Origin of the sequence: Hyphomonas atlantica corrig., assembly GCF_017795365.1 — a bacterium.
Classification (GTDB): domain Bacteria; phylum Pseudomonadota; class Alphaproteobacteria; order Caulobacterales; family Hyphomonadaceae; genus Hyphomonas; species Hyphomonas atlantica.
Genome location: NZ_CP051254.1, coordinates 340,710 through 358,894 on the forward strand (window position 1 = coordinate 340,710; position 18,185 = coordinate 358,894).

Below are 18,185 nucleotides of genomic sequence, written 5' to 3' on the forward strand. Positions count from 1 at the left end.
GGAATTCTGGCCTTTCGAGGCGAAGAGTTAATGAAATCTGCCGGGGCGTTAACCGATCCTTGACGCCCTGTCGGCAAGACTCACGCAGGATTAGGCCAGATACTGACCCGGAGCCCGCTCATGTCCAGAGCCAAAACGTCTTTGACTGCACTGTGCCTCGTACTGGGAGCCTGCGCGACGACGCCGGACCCGGAGGCGGAGGCTCAGGCCGAACTGGCACGCGCCATCGAAGACGCGATGACACCTGCCACGGCAGAAGAAATTGAAGCGGCCAACAATTCAGATCCGCTGACCAAGGCCAATTTCTGGGCGAATGAATACACCAAACGCCCCGAAGACCTGGACGTTGCATTGACCTTCGTCGCTGCGCTCAGAGGCATCGGCTCGAATGAACGCGCCATCGAAGTGCTGTCGCAATCCCTGATCGTACATCCGGACAATCCGGACGTGCTGATGACGCTGGGACGGGTCTTTTCCGCCGAGAACAATCTGATGGGCGCGGCACGCGCGTTTGAGAAGACGGCCATTGTCGCGCCTGACCGGGCCGAAGCCTGGTCTGCATTCGGCATCACTCTGGACAAGATGGAACGCCATGACATGGCGCAAGCGGCCTATGACAAGGCCTTGGCGCTGGAGCCGACACGCACGTCAACGCTGGCGAATTACGGTCTGTCTTTGGCCTTGCAGGGTGATCTGCCCGCCGCCGAGGCCAAACTGCGCCTTGCAGCCGAGCAACCGAATGCGGACCTGCGGGTGACTGAGAACCTCGCGCTGATCCTGGGGCTCCAGGGCCGCTATGATGAGATGGCCGCCGTTTCCAGCCGCTTTGCGCCAGAGAGCATCGTGAAGAAGAACACGGCGCTGCTGCAACAGATGATACAGCCCGTGCGGTCATGGGAAGCGCTCGAGGAGGACTCCTCCGTGCCAGCTCAACCGCCCGCTGAATTGGCAGAGCCGCCGAAAGCTGCCCCAACGCAGCCTGTCGATCAGTCCGCTGTCGGCCTTGCTGGCCCCTCCAAAGCGGAGGAAGACACCCCTGCCCCTGCACAGGCTGGCCTGAGACTTCGCCGGACACCGGGCTGATACTTCTGCCGCACACAGAAAAGCGCCCATCAGCCAAAGCCGATGAGCGCCCCTTCTGAAGTCACCCGGACCTCAGCCCCAGTCTGAATGCGTTGTCTCAATTGCCGGCGGCGACGATGCCTGGTTCTTTTCCTGAGATGCCTTGAACCCGATATAGGCTGGCCCCAGCACGACGAGGAACAGGACCGGCAGGAAGAACAGGATCATTGGAACCGTCAGCTGCGCAGGCAGTGCGGCCGCCTTTTTCTCAGCAGCCGCCATGCGCATGTCGCGGTTTTCCTTGGCCATGATGCGCAGGGCGTCGCCGAGCGGCGTACCGTAGCGCTCCGCCTGTCCCAGCGCCATACAGACCGCCTTGATACCGTCATTCCCGGTACGCTTTGCGAGGTTCTCATACGCCTGACGACGCTCTGGCAGGTAAGACAGCTCCGCCACGGTCAGGCCGAACTCTTCCGCCAGTTCCGGTGATGCAGATCCGATTTCCTGACTCACTTTTGAGAAGCCAAGCTCGATCGACATACCCGCCTCAACGCAGATCAGCAGCATGTCCAGCGCATCCGGAAAGGCACGCATGATCGATTGCTGGCGCTTCTGGGCCATGTTCGAAACATAGAGGTTCGGTGCATAGAAACCTGCTGCGGCACCAAATAGCAGCGAGCCATATTTCAGCATCGGCGAGAAGCCGTGATCATTGACGAAGAAGATGTAGAAAAACATCAGCAGGGCGCCAGCGAAAGGCAGCGTCATTCGCGCAAAGTAGAAGGCTGACAATGGCCCCGGCCCCCGCAGACCGGCCTTGGACAGATTGTCGACAATGTTCGGATCTTCCAGCGCCTTGGCCAGATTCAGCTTCGACGAAATGTTGCCCACCATGGAATCGTCCGTCCGGCGAAGGCCTTTCGGATTGTCCAGTGCGGCGCGGCTCTGCTTACGAAGTTTCTCGCGCTGTTCCGTGACCGCCTTCAGGCGCGTTTCCAGTTTGTCCGTCTGCAGATATGGCAGTAGGACAGAAATCACGGTCGCGAACACGGCGAGTGCGACCAGAAGAGCTGCAATCGCATCAGGCTTGGCGAGTGATGTAAGAATATCTCCCATCTGTCGCCCCTACATGTCGAAGTTGATCATTTTGCGCATAACGGCAACGCCCATCATCATCATGACCACACCGATGGTCAGAAAGAGATGGCCCGTATCCGTCGTGAACAGCTGCATCACATAGGCGGGCGTGGTCATGTAGACGAGAAAGCCGACCACAAAGGGCAACGCGCCGATGATCATGGCCGACGCCTTGGCCTCGGACGACATGGCCTTTACCTTTTCGCGCATCATCTTCCGGGCACGAATGACGCTCGACAGATTACCCAATGCCTCAGACAGGTTACCACCCGCCTTGGACTGGATCATGAGCACGATCATGAAGAAGTTCACTTCCTGAAGCGGCACACGCTTGTAGAATGTGTTCAGCGAGCGCTCGAGCCCTGCCCCCATGGCCAGATTGTCTGACAGCATAGCAAATTCAGTCCGCAGTGGCTCAGGGGATTCCCGAGAGATGATCCGGACACTTTCATTCAACGGCAAACCGGACTTCACACCCCGAACGATAATATCCAGCGCATCAGCGAACTGGTTGATCATTTTTTTGTTTCGGCCATTGGTCATGAAATTCAGGATCATGCGCGGCAAGCCAACGGCGCCAACAAAGAATGCCGAGCCAACCAGGATCGGACGGCTCTTCAGGGACACGCCGCCAATCACGAGGCCATCGAAACCAAGCGTATAAACCAGACCTCCAATCAGGAGGCCCAGCACGAGAGAGAGCATCCAGAACGCCGCGACGGGAATATCCAGCCCGGCTTGCGTCAAGCGGGACTTCAAGTTCTGCGGTCGGATCGCCTTGCGCCGCTCCTTGTCCTGCTTGCGCATATTGTCCAGCATTTCCTGGGTTTTCTGGCGGCGCTTGGCGGTTTCGTCCATAGCCTTCCCGCGCTTGCCAGCCCCGGACCCGCCGGTGCCGATCGCCTTGGCGCGCTTCTTCGCAGCCGCGTCGGCGCTATCGCCTGTCAAGGCGAGGCCCACGCCGACAATGGTCAGGAAGGCAAGCCCGGCGATTGCATAGATGATGAGTGAATTATCCATCTATCAGGACCCCAGCTCGTCGAGAGCCACAGCCAGGTCGCGCTCAAGATTGTAATAGGACGCCCGCTCCCAGAAGCGCGGACGACCCACGCCCGTGCCGCGGTGCGTGCCTGCGACTTTTCCGTCTTCGTCTTCGCCCTCGATTTCGTACTTCAGTACATCCTGCAGCACGATGGTCTCCCCTTCCAGCCCCATCACCTCGGTGATGTTCATGATCCGGCGGGAGCCATCCCGAAGGCGAGAGGCCTGCACAACCACATCGATAGACCCGACGATCATTTCACGGATCGTCTTCGCAGGCAGCGAGAAGCCGCCCATCGTGATCATGGATTCAACCCGGCTCAGGGCTTCGCGCGGGCTGTTGGCGTGCAGCGTTCCCATCGAGCCGTCATGGCCCGTGTTCATGGCCTGCAGCAAGTCGAATGCCTCCGGTCCACGCACCTCGCCCACAATGATCCGCTCAGGACGCATACGCAGACAGTTCTTGACCAGATCCCGCATCGTGATTTCGCCAGAACCTTCAATGTTCGGCGGGCGCGTTTCGAGGCGCACGACATGCGGCTGCTGGAGCTGAAGTTCCGCAGAGTCTTCGCACGTGATGACGCGCTCGGTCGGGTCAATGAAGCCGGTCAGGCAGTTCAACAGCGTTGTCTTTCCTGAACCCGTACCGCCAGAGATCAGGACGTTGCAGCGCGAATGACCGATAATGCGCAGAATTTCAGCGCCAGCTTCGGAGATCGACCCGAAATTAACGAGATCGTCCAGGCGGAGCTTGTCCTTCTTGAACTTACGAATGGTAAGGGTCGGACCGTCAATTGCCAATGGCGGCGCGATGACGTTCACACGTGAGCCGTCCAGCAAGCGCGCGTCACAGATGGGTGAGGAATCGTCCACGCGGCGACCCACCTGGCTCACGATACGCTGACAGATATTCATCAGCTGGGCATTGTCGCGGAAGCGAATATTCGTCCGCTCGATCTTGCCGTTTACCTCGATATATGTGGTGTCGGCGCCGTTGACCATGATGTCGGCAATGTCGTCCCGCGCCAGCAATGGCTCCAGCGGACCATAGCCGAGCACATCGTTACAGATATCGTCGAGCAGCTGTTCCTGCTCTGAGATCGACATTACAACATTCTTGATGCTGATGATTTCGACAACGATGTCGCGGATTTCCTCACGCGCGCTTTCGGCGTCAAGTTGGGCGAGCTGTGACAGGTCAATCGTGTCGATCAGCGCGTTGAAGATGGTCATCTTCGTCGCATAGTACTGATCCGTCTGCTGGTTGACCTTGCGCACGGGTTCCGGCTTGGGCTCGGGCGGTGGGCTTGCCGGCTTCGACTTCGCAATCGGCTTGGGTGCGCCTTTTACCGGCACAGGCTCCGGAACCGGAGGCTTCTTCGGCGCAGGCTTGGGTTTCGCCTCAGCCACTGGCACCGGTTTCGGTGTCGGCTTGGGCGCAGGTGTTGAGGCTGGCGTCAGCGTCTGACTGCTGGCAGGTCGTTTTCCAAAGGCCATACGAGAGATCTCCCCAGGATCACTTTCCCAGCAACTTCTTAAGGAATGACTTTTCCTGAGGCACGACAGCGCGTCCACTGAGCGTAGAGGCGAGATGATCGATGGCCTGAGATGACTTGGATTCAGGCGCTGTCTCGGAAATCATCTGGCCATTGTTCGCGGCTGTGCCGAACAGTTCAGGGTCGAATGGCAAAATTACGTCCGGCTCTACGCCGATCGCTGCGGAGAAGTCCTTGGCGGGAATCTCCGGGCGCTTCGGCACACCGCTCATGTTCAATACAAGGCGTGGCGGATGGTCGTTCGGACGCTTGGCCTTCATCTGGTCGATCATGTTCTTGCCATTGCGCAGGGATGCGAGATCCGGCTGGCAAACAATGATAACTTCATCTGATGCGATCAGCGTGCTCATCATCCAGCTCGACCACATGTGCGGCAGGTCCAGAACGAGATACGGAACATTGCGGCGCACGCCTTCAATTACCGTGGAATAAGCTTCATCCGGAATGTCCATGATCTGATTGATCGTGGCCGGCGCCGTGAAGAGGGACAACCGGTCTGTCGGCTTGGCAAGCAAGCGCTCGATGACGGATTCATCTGCGCGCTCCGGGGCCAACAAGGCGTCGGCTACCGTTTGAGGCGTCTCCTGATTGAAATCCAGCGCCGTGGTCCCGAATGACAGATCCAGATCTACCAGTGTCGTATTGACCTTCACATTCTCGGCCAATGCCCAGGCCAGATTGTGCGCAATGGTTGAGGCCCCTACCCCGCCCTTAGCACCAACCACGGAGATCTGCTTGCCGATGAACGGCGACTCCGGATTGACGAACAACTCGCCGATGGACCGGATGATCTGAAGTGGCTGGAAGGGTGGAACAAGATATTCGCTAACGCCCCGCGCGATCAGCTGACGATACAGCGTGATGTCGTTTACGGCACCGATTACCATCACTTTGACGTTCTCGTCGCAATGCTCCGCCAGCGCATCAATTTCGCGCAAGACCTGAGCTGCCGAATCCGAAGATTCGATCAGAAGCAGGTTTGGCGTCGGGTTTTCGCTCATATAGGCGATCGCTGCCGGAATGCCGCCGGGGATGCACTCGACCGTTGCGCGCCCCATGCGCCGATCGTGGGAACACACTTCAAGCATGCCGCGTGTCTCTTCACGCTCATAGAACAGCTTGATGGAGATGGCCGGCAGCATCACGTCGCCACCCGAAGGCTCGCCGTGGCCGAACGCGCTAAGGTCCTGCTCGACCGGATTGTGAAGCGCAGCCCCGGACGCAGCATCTTCAGCGACTGCATCCTGCTCATCCGTTGCGTCATTTGCCGCAGACGGCCTTACAAGATCAGCCAGCGGATCGTCAGAAAAGACGTCTTCAAAGTCTTCGTCAAACAGTGCTTTTTCGTTAGACATGCTCTACCAAACCTTCTTCCCTCAGCCCTAGTTGCCAACCGCAGACGACACTTGGCCGGACTCATCCTCACTGCGCTCTGCTCCGGTGGCTTCCCCGGCCCGGAACTTCGTCAGGATCGTGTTGCGACGCAGCGCATCACCTTGTTCAAGCGGCCTCTGGCCGAGCAGGTCAGCAGGGTCCGCAATCATTGCCGCCATATTCGTGCGGATCGCACAGCCCAACGTCGGCAGTTCATTGTTCGAAGAAATGTCTGCCATATCCAGGCTGGCCAGCGACGGACAATCCGGTGCAATGGCTTCATAGGCCTGGAACGCCAGGATCAGCGGCTCGGAAATCTCTGAGTCAGCGCCATGGCTGCTGCCGGACATTTCCTCATAAGTGACCCCGTTTTCCCAAGCGATCTCGCGAGCCTCAACAACGGCCGTAACGGCCAGCTGAGGATTCTGTGAGGATTCCGGCAATGACATGATCAGCGGTCCGTGTCCTGCTGACCGATAGGCCGCAACGAAATTCTGGATCCGCGCCTTGTCGCTCAAGCTCAGCTCACTGGCTGCCGGATGAATATCGATTTCAAGAAACTCGGTTCGCTTTGCCACACCGATCTGGTTTCGGTCCAACGGCGTCCCCTGAAGATAGGACGCTGGCACTGCGGTCGGGGCCTGGCTCGCGCAGGCTGTGACAGTTGCCACGCCGACAATGGCGGCAAATGCAAAAGAAGATGTCTTCAATCTGGTCATTCCCGGTCCCCTATTCCTCAATGAAGCCAACAGGCGCACGATAGGATTCTGCATCCACTTTCGCGCCGTTCTTGCCATACTGTTCGTTCAGCTTGCCGAAGAAGATCGTCTTGGCGTCAGAGCTGTTTGCAAAGCCATCCGCAGGCGTCCGCAACTGATTCTTCGATGTCGGATCCACCAGATATGGCGTGACAATCACAACCAGTTCCGTTTCCGACTGAATGAAGTCCCGTGACTGGAACAACGCACCCAGAATGGGCAGCTTCTTGAGACCAGGCACCTGGTCCAGCGTCTGGCGCGACCGGGTCTGGATCAGGCCGGCCATCATCATGGATCCGCCGGACGGCAGCTCGATGGTTGATTCCGCACGCCGCACAGACAGAGCGGGCAGGGTTGCGCCTTCTACCGTGTAGACATTGCCATCCGCATCCGTCGTGGTGGAACTGGTGCCCTGAAACGCGCCTTCAGATGTCAGTTCGGAAACTTCGGTCGACACTTTCAGTGAAATCCGCCCTTCGGAGAGGACAACCGGCGTAAAGCCAAGGCCGACACCATAGGGTTTGAACTCAACCGTGATGCGACCATTGTTGTCTTGCCCGACCGGGACAGGGAACTCACCGCCCGCGAGGAATTTGGCGCTTTCACCCGACATGGCAACGATGTTTGGCTCTGCCAGTGTCCGAACGATTCCGACGCGCTCCAGCGCATTGATCTCTGCGCCGATACTCGATTGCAGATCCGATCCAACGTAATTCTGGTAACCTATGGTGCCGCCAAAACCACCAAGGCTCTGGCCCTGCACCGGAAAGCTGAGCGAGCTGCCAATGTCAGCATTCAGAGAATATGGCAGGCCGGGCGCCAGCGTCGTTGTGCCCGAATCCACTACGGTCCCGCTGCCATTGTCCGTAAATAATTGGCGCTCCACAAGACGCGACAGATCGCCAAAACCAGGCGAGCCGGTCAGATTGATGCCGAGCTGTTTGACCGCATTGCGCTGCATCTCCACGATGCGAACTTCCAGCATGACCTGGTCCTTCGCGGAAATATTGATCATGTTGATGACCTGCGTTTCGTCACCCGCCCGAACATAGGCAGAGACCAGCCGCTCTACCGCATTCGATGCAGACAGACTGTCGGCCGTGCCGGTCAGCACGACGCTGCCATTCACACCTTCGATCCGCACTCTCGCATCCGGAACGTGGCGCGCGACAAGCTGCTCCAGACTGGCCATATCCATCTCGACACCGATTTCCAGGTTCAGGATCTGGTTTCCTGCCCGGTCAAAGACGAATGCATTCGTCTGGCCGAAATTGACCCCGCGAAAGATGATGCGCTTGGCAGTCTGCACAACAGCATCTGCAATTTCGGGATTGGTAATCACAACGTCTGCGGCTGGCTTGTCCAGCTCGACTATCATGGACTTGTTCAGGCCCAGTGTGACGCGCTCACTATAGTTTGACTCACCGGGATAGGTAATGTTCGCCCCGATTGATTCTGGCGCAGCAACTGCTGAAGGTGCGAACGCCAGAGTCAGCGCAGCAATACCTGAAATGAAACTCCGCTTACCCACGATCAGCTACCCCCTGGCCCGGCGCTGGTCGCCTTGCCACTACGATATATCTTGATACCGCCATTGCTGCTTCCCCCCGTTTCGAGCAGGTCAACCCGCGCATCCCGCTCGAATGTGTCGCCAACATCAGACCATGGGCGCAACGACAGGGTCAGACGCCCCTTCCGTTCGGCCAGGGCTATCAGTTCGGCTTCCTTGTTGTTCACTTCCAGCGTTGCAGTGTTCCCGACCTGATAGGGCCCTTCTGTCTCGCTGTCCTTGGTGTGGATCTGGTCAATAGCCAGCACCCGTACATTCTGGAGTATCGTCTCACTGGTCGTCTGCTCGGCAGGCGCGCCATCCGGGCCCACAAAGGTCATCTGGTAAGTCATGATCACATCAACATAATCATTTGGCAGGATGAATCCGCCCGAAGCGGATTCGGTAGAAATCTCGACAGATATCGCCCGCATGCCCGGCGTGACGAGCGCGGCCATCGTTCCGGTGTCGCCTTTGGCTACCAGTTTTTTCGTCAGGATGGGTTCCAACTCGAACATTGGGATACGCACTACCGTACCGGCCCACTCTTCGATCGCCTCAGGAGAAGACTCTTCGGTCAGGTACCCTTCAACGACATTGTCCTCAGGCCAGTCAGCCCATTCAAGATCGTCTACGGTCACTACATCACCGATCATCAGGTCTCGCGCTGCCACAAGAACCTTCGTTTCGGATACTTCCACCGTCTCGACCACAGTCGACTGGACTGGCTGCGATGGCGTTGCATCGACGAGGTTTCTGACAAGAAACGCCGCTGCGATGGCGGCGATGGCAGCGCCGATCAGGATAATCAGCCGAACTGGTGACATGAGGCCCCACTCCTCCGGAATTCAAGACACCTCGGATGATCTGACGCATTCAGATTCACCCGGTCAGAGCGGACATTTTCACAAGGCCACTAAAGCATCGTTAACTGAAAAGACCGATCCGGTTTAAGATTTCCGAAAGGAATGGAGAACTGCCTCCCGCTGCAAACACGCCCGCTGTAATGGCCACTGCGTAAGGCACACCCGCCTTCTCTTCGAACGGCGCGCGAATGGCCCCCGGAAGCGCCTCGGCCGGCATATATTTTCTTACCGCAAGGATGAGAAGTGCACAGCCACCACCCGCCACAGCCATCATGAATACGAACGGAATCGTTGCATTTGGCCCAAGCCAGAGAATCACGGCGGGAATCATCTTGGCATCCCCTCCCCCAAAGATATTGAAGGCAAAGAGCCCAAAGGCGATCAGGAACGCGCAGCCCGCTGCCATAGCATGTCCGCCAATGATCTCCATCGGGACGCCGGACACCGCTGCGGCCGGAACAAACAGGCCGGCAAGCGTCAAATTGAGCCAATTGGGAATGGTCAGCCGGTTGACGTCGTGCATCGCCGCAAAGACGCAGAGGGCCAGGAATGCGCTGGAAAGAATGGCCAGGATCATGGAGGGCTTCCTTCAATTCAATATGCAGGCCTTGTGACACAAAAGGCTGAAGGAAGTTTTGAGACAATCCGCCTCAAGAATAAAAGAAGCCGCCGGGACGTCCCAGCGGCTTCGTTTAATTAGAGAAAGCGCAGAAAATTATTATTCTGAAGCTTCTGCACCAGCACCGTCGATGCTGCCGGAAACGTTGGTGAACTTGTCGTTGACCGACGTACCAAGAGCAGTAGCGCCACCGATGATAGCGACTGCGATCAGAGCAGCGATCAGGCCGTATTCAATAGCCGTAGCACCAGACTCGTCTTTCAGAAAACGTGCAAACATTTGGAAACTCCCATCATGCAATTGTTTTTGCCCCGGCAAAATCCTCTACCCGGAACATGATCAACCCTACCCGACCATTCTCAACATCACATGAAAGAAAAGAGAAAATCCGTGAAGGCGAATGAGGGAACTATTAACCTTCTGAAGACCTGCAAATATTGGTCTTTTTCTGATTCGCGCTCCGTTTGTTCGGGTCGCGCGTAACCACTATATATATAGAATGCAAACACGACGGTAACCTAGTTAGGAAACGTGCAACCTTCTTCATACTAATGTGCCCATGCTGAAAACCGTGGAGTCGGCGAATGAGAATGTTTTCGAAAATGTGCACTTTGTCCGTGGTCGCCGTCGGCCTCGGCCAGGCGGCGATTGCCGGCCCATTGTCGGTTGAACTCAACAAAACCATTCCGGTCCATCTCCGCGGAACCGCCGCAAGCGTTGTGCTGGGCAGTCCCTCTATTGCCGATGTCGCCGTCCATGACGAGAACCTGCTTTTCGTGACAGGTAAATCGTTTGGCACGACCAACCTGCTCGTCTTTGATAAGGCCGGTCGCCAGATATATTCATCTGACATTGTCGTGGTTGCTGATGAGGCCAACCTCGTTACGGTCAATCGGTCCGGATCAAATTTCACATATGACTGCGTGCCCAATTGTCGCCCGACAATCAGCGTCGGTGACGATTCTGGACACTTCGACGAGCAGATCCAGCAGCGCATAGGCGTCAAGCAAATCACTGACGATTGATAGTCCGAACTCGCGCCCCTCGACGAAATCGATAAAATTCGATCTTTCTGATCAACAGCGTGCAAACCGAACTCCTGTATAGGTACCCTCTGACAAGGGGGCCTGTCCGGGTGATGAATATGGCTTTGCAACACGGAATAATCGCACCGCGCCTGCGCGCGAAGCTTGAACGCTGGTGTCAGGATCGGCGCGGCGCCACGGCAGTGGAGTTTGCCATTGTGGCCGCTCCCTTCTTCTTTCTCATCTTCGGTTTGATGGAAGTCTGCATGGTTTTCATCCTGTCCACCGTTTTGGAACACGCGCTGGGCGAAGCGGCCCGGAAGATCCGTACGGGTCAGGCGCAAGACAACCGGTTCACAATAATCGAATTCCGCAATGAGGTCTGTTCGAACTTCTACAACATGCTGGAGTGCGACGAACGACTCTACATTGACGTCAGGTCGCTGGACAATTTCAGCGCGGCAGACCTTACCTCCCCACTCGATGGGGATGGTGAGATCGATGACAGCGACTTCAAATACGATCCGGGTGCGGCCAATGACGTAGTCGCCGTGCGTGTGATGTACGAATGGAAATTGATGACGCCGTGGGTATCTGCGCCGCTGTCCACGCTTCCAAACAACCGCCACCTGCTTCAGGCCAATGCGGTCTTCCGCAACGAGCCCTTTGGAGATTGATCACGATGTCGAGAAAAACACTTCTCTCCCGGCTTAACCCCCGTCTCAAATGGCGCGGCGTACGCGGTATCCGCTACAATCAAGAAGGCGTGTCCGCTGTCGAATTCGCGCTGATCGCGCCACTTTTGCTGCTGATCTATCTCGGCGCGGTCGAGCTCAGCCTGCTGATGCGTGTGGACCGCCGCGTTACATCCACCACGGCTGGACTGGGAGATCTAACGGCACGTCTCGCCACGGTGACCGATGACGATATGGAAGAGATGTTCGCAGCAGCCGTCGTGATGATGCAACCCTACGACGCGGAAAAAGCCACGATGCGCATCACCAGTATCGTTGACAATGGCGATGGCCGGACGCGCGTAGACTGGTCGGATTCCTATCTGATGCCCGCCTATGCAAAGGGTGATCGGGTGACGGTACCGGACGGTATCGTATCCTCTCCTGGGTCAGTCATCATGGCGGAAGTGGTCTACACTTACAAAAGCCAGATTGGCGGCATCCTCAAATCTGATGTGACGATTGATGACAAATTCTATCTGCGCCCGCGTCGTGTGAACGAGATCGCGCGCGTCACGGATGGCGGTGGCGACTCGTTCGGGCCGACCAGCTAGCCCCCGGGTTCATCAATCCGCGGGTGCCTTGCCCACGCGCACTGTCGTCAGCACGGCAAAGCCCAGGAAGAACAGCAAGCCAATGGCGGACATGCCAACACGCTGGCTGTTTGACCAGGTCGTAAACAGTTCGATCAGCAAGGGTCCGATCCAGACTGTGACCGTTCCGGCAATCGCGTAGAGACCGAAGAACTCCCCCCGCATATGCGTTGGCGCAATGTGCACCAGCATGGAGCGGCTGGACGAGATGTTCGCCGTGGCAAACACACCGATCAGGGCGCCATTCAGGAGATACGTCACGTCCGACAGGCTGGAAAAGACTGGAGCGTTCCACAGCTCGCGGTTTTCAATCAGGCCGAACAGGATGGAGTCGCGCGTCACGGACAGGCCGAAAAGCAAGATGATCACGATGGCCATCAACTCCATCAGAAGCGCATTCTTCGGGCCGAGCTTCGAGTCGAACCATCCGCCGGCCACCCCGCCAACTGCCGCCCATATAGACGCCCAGATGGCGTAGACGGTGAGCTCGACAATCCCCCAACCGAGGAACAGGCTGACATACACGGCCGCCAATGCCAGCAATGCAAACATGCCGTCAGCATAGATCGTGCGCGCAATCAGGAATTTGAACGCTTCACGATACTGCGCGGCCTTTCGCACAGTTCGGATGACGCCCAAGGCCCCCTGCTTCACCGATGGGAAGAAAGGTGTCCCCTTCACGCCCGTATCCTTGGAATACAGGAAGAAAGGAATGATCATCACGGCCAGCCACACGGCGCAGATCGGACCGGCGATGCGGAAATGCTCATACTTTGATGTGTCGATCCCGAACAGCGGTTCAGCGAACGGCCAGCCTAACATGTCAGGCAGGGCGAACATGCCGATGACCGCCACGAACAACAGCGCCGCCGCTGCATTGCCCAGCGCCAGGCCCAACCCTGACACCGCTGGCAACGCAGAGGGCCGCGCCGCATCCGGCAACATGGAATTGTGGGTCACTTCACTGAACGTATAGGTCACATAAGCGGCAATCAGGATGGCGATGACCGTGCCCGTGGAGAAGCCCGCCTCGCCGGGCACCGCCCACCAAAGCAGGAAGCTGAGCACAGACAACGTGCCCAGGAACAGGACCAGCAAGGGCTTTCGCCGCAATCCCCGGTCAAATGCCGCGCCGAGGAAGGGCGCCGTCAGCGCTGCAATGGCGCCAGCCCATTTTGACAGGGACGCGACGACCGCCTGCCCCTTCGCTCCGGCCACTTGCCGCGCGGTCTCAGGGTCCATGCCGTCCAGCTCGCCACTGGCCATAATGTCCGCGCCGATAATGTCTCGCGCAAAATATGGCGCGAACACATAGATGATGATCAGGATGTAGTACGGGTTGCGCGCCCATTCGAACCAGGCCCAGGCAAATCCGGTCTTTCCGAGCGCTCCACCTTCCCCTGCCGTGTGGGTGCCTTGTGCTGCCACAATTGCAGCTTCCTCATCCTGCCCCGGCGAAATGGATGTCTCGGTCATGAATTGTCCTCCCAAGTGCCGTTTCCCGGCATCTGTCGCCTAGCGTGCACATTCGAGCGGGAAGGGAAAGCGGTTTTGCGGCTGTCGCTGCGTCAGCCTGACAGCTTTTCTGCGAGGTCTGCAGCATACTTGGTGATGTCGCCTGCGCCGAGACAAACCACCATTGCGCCGGGCTCTGCCACACCCTTCAGCACTGCCGGCAGCGCGTCGAGAGATTCGATCGTCGCAGCGCCGCGATGCCCATTGCGTGCAATGCTGGTGACCAGCGTTTCATGGTCAAAGCCTTCGATCGGGCTTTCACCCGCCTCATAGACCGGCGCGACCAGAACATGGTCGGCCTGGTCAAAGCAGCGCGAGAAATCCTCGAACAGGTCGCGCAGGCGCGTATAGCGGTGCGGCTGGCACACGGCGATCAGCTGGCCCTGCCCTTGCATCGCGCGCGCGGCCTTCAGCACGGCTGAGATCTCGACCGGGTGGTGCCCGTAATCGTCGATGATGCGCACAGGTGGCTGGCCCTCGACGGGCGTCCATTCGCCGACCTGGGTGAAGCGGCGCTTTACCCCGCCGAACTGGCCCATCGAAGTGCGGATCTGTTCATCAGTCGCACCCAGCTCCAGTGCCACGGCCACAGCTGCCAGGGCGTTCTGCACATTGTGCTCGCCCGCCATCGGCAGGGTCAGCCCTTCAATCATGCGTGGCTGTGCCGAGCCCGGACGACGCAGGGCGACATCGAAATGCGCGCCGGACAGGTCGGTGTTCAAATTGATGGCCCGTACATCCGCCTGGCGGTTGAAGCCATAAGTGATGCGCCGGCGGTCTGTCACCCGCGCGGCCAGCCCCTGCACTTCCGGGTGGTCCGTACACAGGACGGCAAATCCGTAGAAAGGCAAGTTCTCGACGAAGGTATCAAACGCCTCGCGCAATTTTTCCATGCTGCCGTAATGGTCCATATGTTCCGGGTCGATATTCGTGACCACGGCGCAGGTCGGGTGCAGCTTGGCGAAGGTTCCATCGCTTTCGTCGCTTTCGACCACCATCCAGTCGCTCTCGCCCGCCTTGTAGTTCGAGCCATAGGCATGGATGATGCCGCCATTGATGACGGTCGGGTCGATGTTCGCACCATCCAGCAGCGCCGCGACCATGCTGGTCGTCGTCGTCTTGCCATGCGTTCCGGCGATGCAGACCGTGTATTTCAGGCGCGTGATCTCTGCCAGCATATTGGCACGGCGCACAACCGGAATGCCGGCAGCGCGGGCGGCGTCCACTTCGGGATTTCCGGATTTGATCGCCGTGGAGATGATGACGGTTCCGGCACCCTTCACATTTTCGGCCTTGTGGCCAATGAAGATCTTTGCGCCGCGCTCTCTCAGACGCTGGATATTGTCGGATTCACGAATATCCGAACCCTGAACCTCATAGCCCATCGTGATCATCACATCCGCAATGCCGGACATGCCAATGCCGCCGATGCCAACAATATGCGCCGGGCCAAGGTCAAAAGGAGTGGGAGAGGTCATGCGTGATCGTCCAGATAAGAAAGCGGGAACGCCTAGCGATACCGTGACGCGGGAGCGGGAAGCAAGCGCTGCTTCTGCACGACGCATTCATGAAACCTGCCGGCGATATTCTTGAACCCTGAAGATGCAGTCCCAACATGACTGGAATGAGGCGCGATTCGGGTGCTTCAACGGTTTGGGAGCCTCAACCATGAACATGCATCTGGCCCAGCTGAATGTCGGCCGCCTCGCCGCCCCGACTGATGATCCACGCGTCAAGGAGTTCATGGACAATCTCGACCTCGTCAACGGGATCGGCAAATCCATGCCGGGTTTCGTCTGGATGATGGAAGGTTCAGGCGAGCCCGGCCAGGGCAACACCGAGGCGAAAATCGGCGACGACCCGCAGTTCGTCGCCAACCTGACCGTCTGGGAAGACGTCAAAAGCCTCGAAACCTTCGTCTGGGGCACCATTCACCGCAAATTCTATGAGCGCCGGACTGAATGGTTCGAGATGATGCGGGATATGCATTTCGTGATGTGGTGGGTGCCGGAAGGCCACCAGCCAACCTTGGAAGAAGCGATGGAGCGCCTTGCGCATCGCCGCGAGCATGGCGATTCCGACACCGCTTTCGGTTGGGAATGGCTGCGCGACGCTAAGATGCACAGGACGCACGCCTGCGCCCCTCGGGTGGCCTAAAGCTCCGCCACCCGCTCTGCCATGTCGGCAAGTTCCTTGGCCGCATTTATCTTTGCAGACGCTTTCGCCTTGGCTGCACGTTGTTTCAGTTCGTCCGTATCCTGCAAACGCGCTGTGATCAGCCCGCCCAGCAATTGCGGATAGAGATTGGTTTCCAGCACCATGTCTGCCGCGCCAATCTCTGTCAGCGCCTCGGCATTGGCGGCCTGGTGGTCATCCATGGCAATGGCCAGCGGGATCAGGATACTGGGCCGACCTACCGCCGCGATCTCCGACACCGTCCCCGCGCCGGACCGTGCAATGACGAGATGCGCTTGCGACAGCTTCTCCGGCATATCGGAAAAGAATGGCGACAATTCCGCCTCGATCTTCGCGCGGCGATACATATTGTCGACAAACGCGTACTGCTCCTTGCGAACCTGCTGGATCACGCGCAGGCGCGATTGCAACGGTGGCGGGATATGATCAACAATCGCCGCCGGAATTGTCTCGCCAATGATCTTTGATCCCTGACTGCCGCCAGTGATCAAAATGGTCAGCTTGTCGTCCGTAGACGGGAACGGATCATCGCGCCGCGCGAGAATGGCTTCTCGTACCGGATTACCGACCGCCAGATGCGCACTCCAGGATGGCAGCTTGTCCAGCCGCTCGAACCCGCTTGCCACCAGTTTGGCCTGCCGCGCAAAGCGCCGGTTCACCCGGCCCAGAACAGCGTTCTGTTCGTGAATAATGATCGGCACATTCATCCGCCGCGCCGCTGCAAGTGCTGGAAAGGCCGGATACCCGCCAAACCCTGCCACCAGCATCGGACGCGACTCGAACATCAGTTTCTTGGCGCGATTAATGCCTGCATTGATCTTCATGGCCGCCTTCGGCAGCGTCCAGGGCTTGCGGAAGTTCGGAGAGGCGGCCTGCACCTGCTCCAACCAGTCTGCCGGGAAGTCCTTGGCATATTTCGCGCCGCGCTTGTCAGAGATCAGGCCGATCCGCCAGCCGCGCGCGCGCATCTCGTCCGCAAAGGCGCGTGCGGGGAACATGTGCCCCCCGGTTCCCCCTGCTGCGATGATGACGAGCTTGTCTTTCGTGTCAGCCATACCGGCCCCTTGTGCGCGTACCTTGTCCGCGCACAAGTGCCAGCGCAAGGCCCAGTGTCAATCCCGTCCCGATCATGGACGAGCCGCCATAGGACACAAAAGGCAGTGTCATGCCCTTTGGCGGTATCAGAGCCAGATTTACCGCGATGTTTATGGCAGCCTGAAGGCCAAATAGCGTGAAGAGTCCGGCACTTGCCGCCCGTGCATACCCATCGTGCAGACGAGAGCTGGCGCGGAAGCCTCTCAGGATCAGCAGCACGAAAATGGCCATCAGCACGAGTGCAGCCACAAGACCGAATTCCTCGGCCATGACCGCGAAGATAAAATCCGTGTGCGCGTCCGGCAGATGGATCTTCACCTGGCCTTCCCCCGGACCGACGCCAAACAGGCCCCCCCGGCCAATCGCCTCTGCAGCCCGGTCGATCTGGTAGGTGTCTGCGGAGCTGGGATCGATGAAACTGTTCACCCGATACCGCACATGCGGCAGCAAGGCGTAAAGGGACGTCGCAAGCCCCAAGCCACCGATGGCGAACCCGGCCGCCCATTTCCACGGAAGCCCGCTGACGAAGAAAGTCACCACGAAGGCCGCCGTCAAAAGAGCCGACTGGCCGACATCCGGCTGCAACAGCAAGAGCCCGAGCGTGACCGCATAGAACAGGAAAGCCGTTACAGCCCAGGGACCATCCGGATACTGTTCACGTTGCGCCAATAGCCAGCCACCCAGAACGATCAGGGCCGGCTTCACCATCTCGCTCGGCTGGAGCGAAAAGCCGGCAATGCGCAGCCAGCGCTGCGCGCCTTTGGCTTCATGGCCGTAGAGCAGGATGAAGAACATCAAGGCGAGACTGGCGACGAATACGAATGTGGCAAACCGCCGGGCCCAGGCGCGGTCCAGCATACTGACCGCAACCATGATGATCGCGCCCAGCCCGACAAAACAGACCTGCCTCAGAACAAAGAAATAGGGATCGTCATAGCCAATGCGCGTCGCCGCCGATGGCCCGGCCGCGAGCGACAGGAGCAATCCAATTGCCATGAGAAAAAATGCGCCGCCGAGCAGGCCCCAATCGAGCGTCCGCCGCCACTCGGTCAGCCAGGACATATC

The 18,185-nt window shown here is 58.4% G+C and carries 18 protein-coding genes; 5 read left to right on the plus strand and 13 right to left on the minus strand.

Features of this window, described 5'->3' with window-relative positions:
- Nucleotides 1–120: 120 nt before the first annotated feature.
- Nucleotides 121–1,083, plus strand: a complete 963-nt coding sequence (locus HF931_RS01645) for a tetratricopeptide repeat protein (RefSeq protein WP_273241621.1) — start codon at nucleotides 121–123, stop codon at nucleotides 1,081–1,083.
- A 72-nt stretch (nucleotides 1,084–1,155) separates the two neighbouring features.
- Here HF931_RS01645 and HF931_RS01650 read toward each other — a convergent pair whose 3' ends face one another.
- The 9 genes from HF931_RS01650 to HF931_RS01690 all read right to left on the minus strand — a co-directional run bounded on the left by HF931_RS01650 (nucleotide 1,156) and on the right by HF931_RS01690 (nucleotide 10,241).
- Entirely contained in the window at nucleotides 1,156–2,178 is a 1,023-nt protein-coding gene (locus HF931_RS01650; RefSeq protein ID WP_273241622.1) for a type II secretion system F family protein, read from the minus strand.
- Nucleotides 2,179–2,187: 9 nt separating this feature from the next.
- Nucleotides 2,188–3,219, minus strand: coding sequence for a type II secretion system F family protein (locus HF931_RS01655; RefSeq protein WP_273011760.1), 1,032 nt, complete (start codon nucleotides 3,217–3,219; stop codon nucleotides 2,188–2,190).
- 3 nt (nucleotides 3,220–3,222) lie between these two features.
- Complete coding sequence (locus HF931_RS01660) at nucleotides 3,223–4,737, minus strand: CpaF family protein (protein WP_273241623.1); 1,515 nt, start codon at nucleotides 4,735–4,737, stop codon at nucleotides 3,223–3,225.
- A 19-nt stretch (nucleotides 4,738–4,756) separates the two neighbouring features.
- Nucleotides 4,757–6,151, minus strand: coding sequence for an AAA family ATPase (locus HF931_RS01665; protein WP_035554430.1), 1,395 nt, complete (start codon nucleotides 6,149–6,151; stop codon nucleotides 4,757–4,759).
- Nucleotides 6,152–6,178: 27 nt separating this feature from the next.
- Nucleotides 6,179–6,889 (minus strand): CpaD family pilus assembly protein, encoded by a 711-nt coding sequence (locus HF931_RS01670; protein ID WP_273011754.1) that lies wholly within the window; start codon nucleotides 6,887–6,889, stop codon nucleotides 6,179–6,181.
- Nucleotides 6,890–6,899: 10 nt separating this feature from the next.
- Nucleotides 6,900–8,459 carry a type II and III secretion system protein family protein gene (locus HF931_RS01675; protein ID WP_273241624.1) on the minus strand — a complete coding sequence of 520 codons (1,560 nt, stop codon included), beginning with the start codon at nucleotides 8,457–8,459 and terminating at the stop codon, nucleotides 6,900–6,902.
- 2 nt (nucleotides 8,460–8,461) lie between these two features.
- A complete protein-coding gene (gene cpaB, locus HF931_RS01680; RefSeq protein ID WP_273241625.1) occupies nucleotides 8,462–9,304 on the minus strand; it encodes a Flp pilus assembly protein CpaB in 843 nt (280 codons plus the stop codon).
- Nucleotides 9,305–9,404: 100 nt separating this feature from the next.
- Nucleotides 9,405–9,920, minus strand: a complete 516-nt coding sequence (locus HF931_RS01685) for an A24 family peptidase (RefSeq protein ID WP_273241626.1) — start codon at nucleotides 9,918–9,920, stop codon at nucleotides 9,405–9,407.
- 141 nt (nucleotides 9,921–10,061) lie between these two features.
- The gene (locus HF931_RS01690; RefSeq protein ID WP_035554415.1) at nucleotides 10,062–10,241 is read right to left on the minus strand and encodes a Flp family type IVb pilin; all 180 of its coding nucleotides are present in this window, start codon (nucleotides 10,239–10,241) and stop codon (nucleotides 10,062–10,064) included.
- A gap of 305 nt (nucleotides 10,242–10,546) precedes the next feature.
- Here HF931_RS01690 and HF931_RS01695 point away from each other — a divergent pair, with 305 nt between their 5' ends.
- From HF931_RS01695 to HF931_RS01705, 3 genes are all read left to right on the plus strand, one after another.
- Entirely contained in the window at nucleotides 10,547–10,987 is a 441-nt protein-coding gene (locus HF931_RS01695; RefSeq protein ID WP_273241627.1) for a pilus assembly protein N-terminal domain-containing protein, read from the plus strand.
- 119 nt (nucleotides 10,988–11,106) lie between these two features.
- Nucleotides 11,107–11,664, plus strand: a complete 558-nt coding sequence (locus tag HF931_RS01700; protein WP_273011744.1) for a TadE/TadG family type IV pilus assembly protein — start codon at nucleotides 11,107–11,109, stop codon at nucleotides 11,662–11,664.
- 5 nt (nucleotides 11,665–11,669) lie between these two features.
- Nucleotides 11,670–12,275, plus strand: a complete 606-nt coding sequence (locus HF931_RS01705) for a TadE/TadG family type IV pilus assembly protein (protein ID WP_035554413.1) — start codon at nucleotides 11,670–11,672, stop codon at nucleotides 12,273–12,275.
- A 12-nt stretch (nucleotides 12,276–12,287) separates the two neighbouring features.
- Here the strand turns inward: HF931_RS01705 and HF931_RS01710 are convergent, their stop codons facing one another.
- The gene (locus HF931_RS01710) at nucleotides 12,288–13,790 is read right to left on the minus strand and encodes an MFS transporter (protein ID WP_273241628.1); all 1,503 of its coding nucleotides are present in this window, start codon (nucleotides 13,788–13,790) and stop codon (nucleotides 12,288–12,290) included.
- Nucleotides 13,791–13,882: 92 nt separating this feature from the next.
- Nucleotides 13,883–15,307, minus strand: a complete 1,425-nt coding sequence (gene murC / locus HF931_RS01715) for a UDP-N-acetylmuramate--L-alanine ligase (protein WP_035554412.1) — start codon at nucleotides 15,305–15,307, stop codon at nucleotides 13,883–13,885.
- 190 nt (nucleotides 15,308–15,497) lie between these two features.
- On the opposite strand from murC, the gene HF931_RS01720 reads away from it, so the two are divergent.
- Complete coding sequence (locus HF931_RS01720; RefSeq protein ID WP_273241629.1) at nucleotides 15,498–15,986, plus strand: DUF3291 domain-containing protein; 489 nt, start codon at nucleotides 15,498–15,500, stop codon at nucleotides 15,984–15,986.
- On the opposite strand, the gene murG is transcribed toward HF931_RS01720, so the two are convergent.
- Nucleotides 15,983–17,080, minus strand: a complete 1,098-nt coding sequence (gene murG, locus HF931_RS01725) for an undecaprenyldiphospho-muramoylpentapeptide beta-N-acetylglucosaminyltransferase (protein WP_273241630.1) — start codon at nucleotides 17,078–17,080, stop codon at nucleotides 15,983–15,985. The genes HF931_RS01720 and murG overlap by 4 nt on opposite strands.
- Complete coding sequence (locus tag HF931_RS01730; RefSeq protein ID WP_420537726.1) at nucleotides 17,073–18,182, minus strand: FtsW/RodA/SpoVE family cell cycle protein; 1,110 nt, start codon at nucleotides 18,180–18,182, stop codon at nucleotides 17,073–17,075. The genes murG and HF931_RS01730 overlap by 8 nt, the downstream gene beginning before the upstream one ends.
- Between the last annotated feature and the right edge of the window lie 3 nt (nucleotides 18,183–18,185).

What these genes read in the sequence shown, in the direction of transcription:
- HF931_RS01645 (WP_273241621.1), top strand. Translation starts at nt 121, where the DNA reads ATGTCCAGAGCCAAAACGTCTTTGACTGCACTGTGCCTCGTACTGGGA.
- HF931_RS01650 (WP_273241622.1), bottom strand. Translation starts at nt 2,178, where the DNA reads ATGGGAGATATTCTTACATCACTCGCCAAGCCTGATGCGATTGCAGCT.
- HF931_RS01655 (WP_273011760.1), bottom strand. Translation starts at nt 3,219, where the DNA reads ATGGATAATTCACTCATCATCTATGCAATCGCCGGGCTTGCCTTCCTG.
- HF931_RS01660 (WP_273241623.1), bottom strand. Translation starts at nt 4,737, where the DNA reads ATGGCCTTTGGAAAACGACCTGCCAGCAGTCAGACGCTGACGCCAGCC.
- HF931_RS01665 (WP_035554430.1), bottom strand. Translation starts at nt 6,151, where the DNA reads ATGTCTAACGAAAAAGCACTGTTTGACGAAGACTTTGAAGACGTCTTT.
- HF931_RS01670 (WP_273011754.1), bottom strand. Translation starts at nt 6,889, where the DNA reads ATGACCAGATTGAAGACATCTTCTTTTGCATTTGCCGCCATTGTCGGC.
- cpaB (WP_273241625.1), bottom strand. Translation starts at nt 9,304, where the DNA reads ATGTCACCAGTTCGGCTGATTATCCTGATCGGCGCTGCCATCGCCGCC.
- HF931_RS01685 (WP_273241626.1), bottom strand. Translation starts at nt 9,920, where the DNA reads ATGATCCTGGCCATTCTTTCCAGCGCATTCCTGGCCCTCTGCGTCTTT.
- HF931_RS01690 (WP_035554415.1), bottom strand. Translation starts at nt 10,241, where the DNA reads ATGTTTGCACGTTTTCTGAAAGACGAGTCTGGTGCTACGGCTATTGAA.
- HF931_RS01695 (WP_273241627.1), top strand. Translation starts at nt 10,547, where the DNA reads ATGAGAATGTTTTCGAAAATGTGCACTTTGTCCGTGGTCGCCGTCGGC.
- HF931_RS01700 (WP_273011744.1), top strand. Translation starts at nt 11,107, where the DNA reads ATGGCTTTGCAACACGGAATAATCGCACCGCGCCTGCGCGCGAAGCTT.
- HF931_RS01705 (WP_035554413.1), top strand. Translation starts at nt 11,670, where the DNA reads ATGTCGAGAAAAACACTTCTCTCCCGGCTTAACCCCCGTCTCAAATGG.
- HF931_RS01710 (WP_273241628.1), bottom strand. Translation starts at nt 13,790, where the DNA reads ATGACCGAGACATCCATTTCGCCGGGGCAGGATGAGGAAGCTGCAATT.
- murC (WP_035554412.1), bottom strand. Translation starts at nt 15,307, where the DNA reads ATGACCTCTCCCACTCCTTTTGACCTTGGCCCGGCGCATATTGTTGGC.
- HF931_RS01720 (WP_273241629.1), top strand. Translation starts at nt 15,498, where the DNA reads ATGAACATGCATCTGGCCCAGCTGAATGTCGGCCGCCTCGCCGCCCCG.
- murG (WP_273241630.1), bottom strand. Translation starts at nt 17,080, where the DNA reads ATGGCTGACACGAAAGACAAGCTCGTCATCATCGCAGCAGGGGGAACC.
- HF931_RS01730 (WP_420537726.1), bottom strand. Translation starts at nt 18,182, where the DNA reads ATGTCCTGGCTGACCGAGTGGCGGCGGACGCTCGATTGGGGCCTGCTC.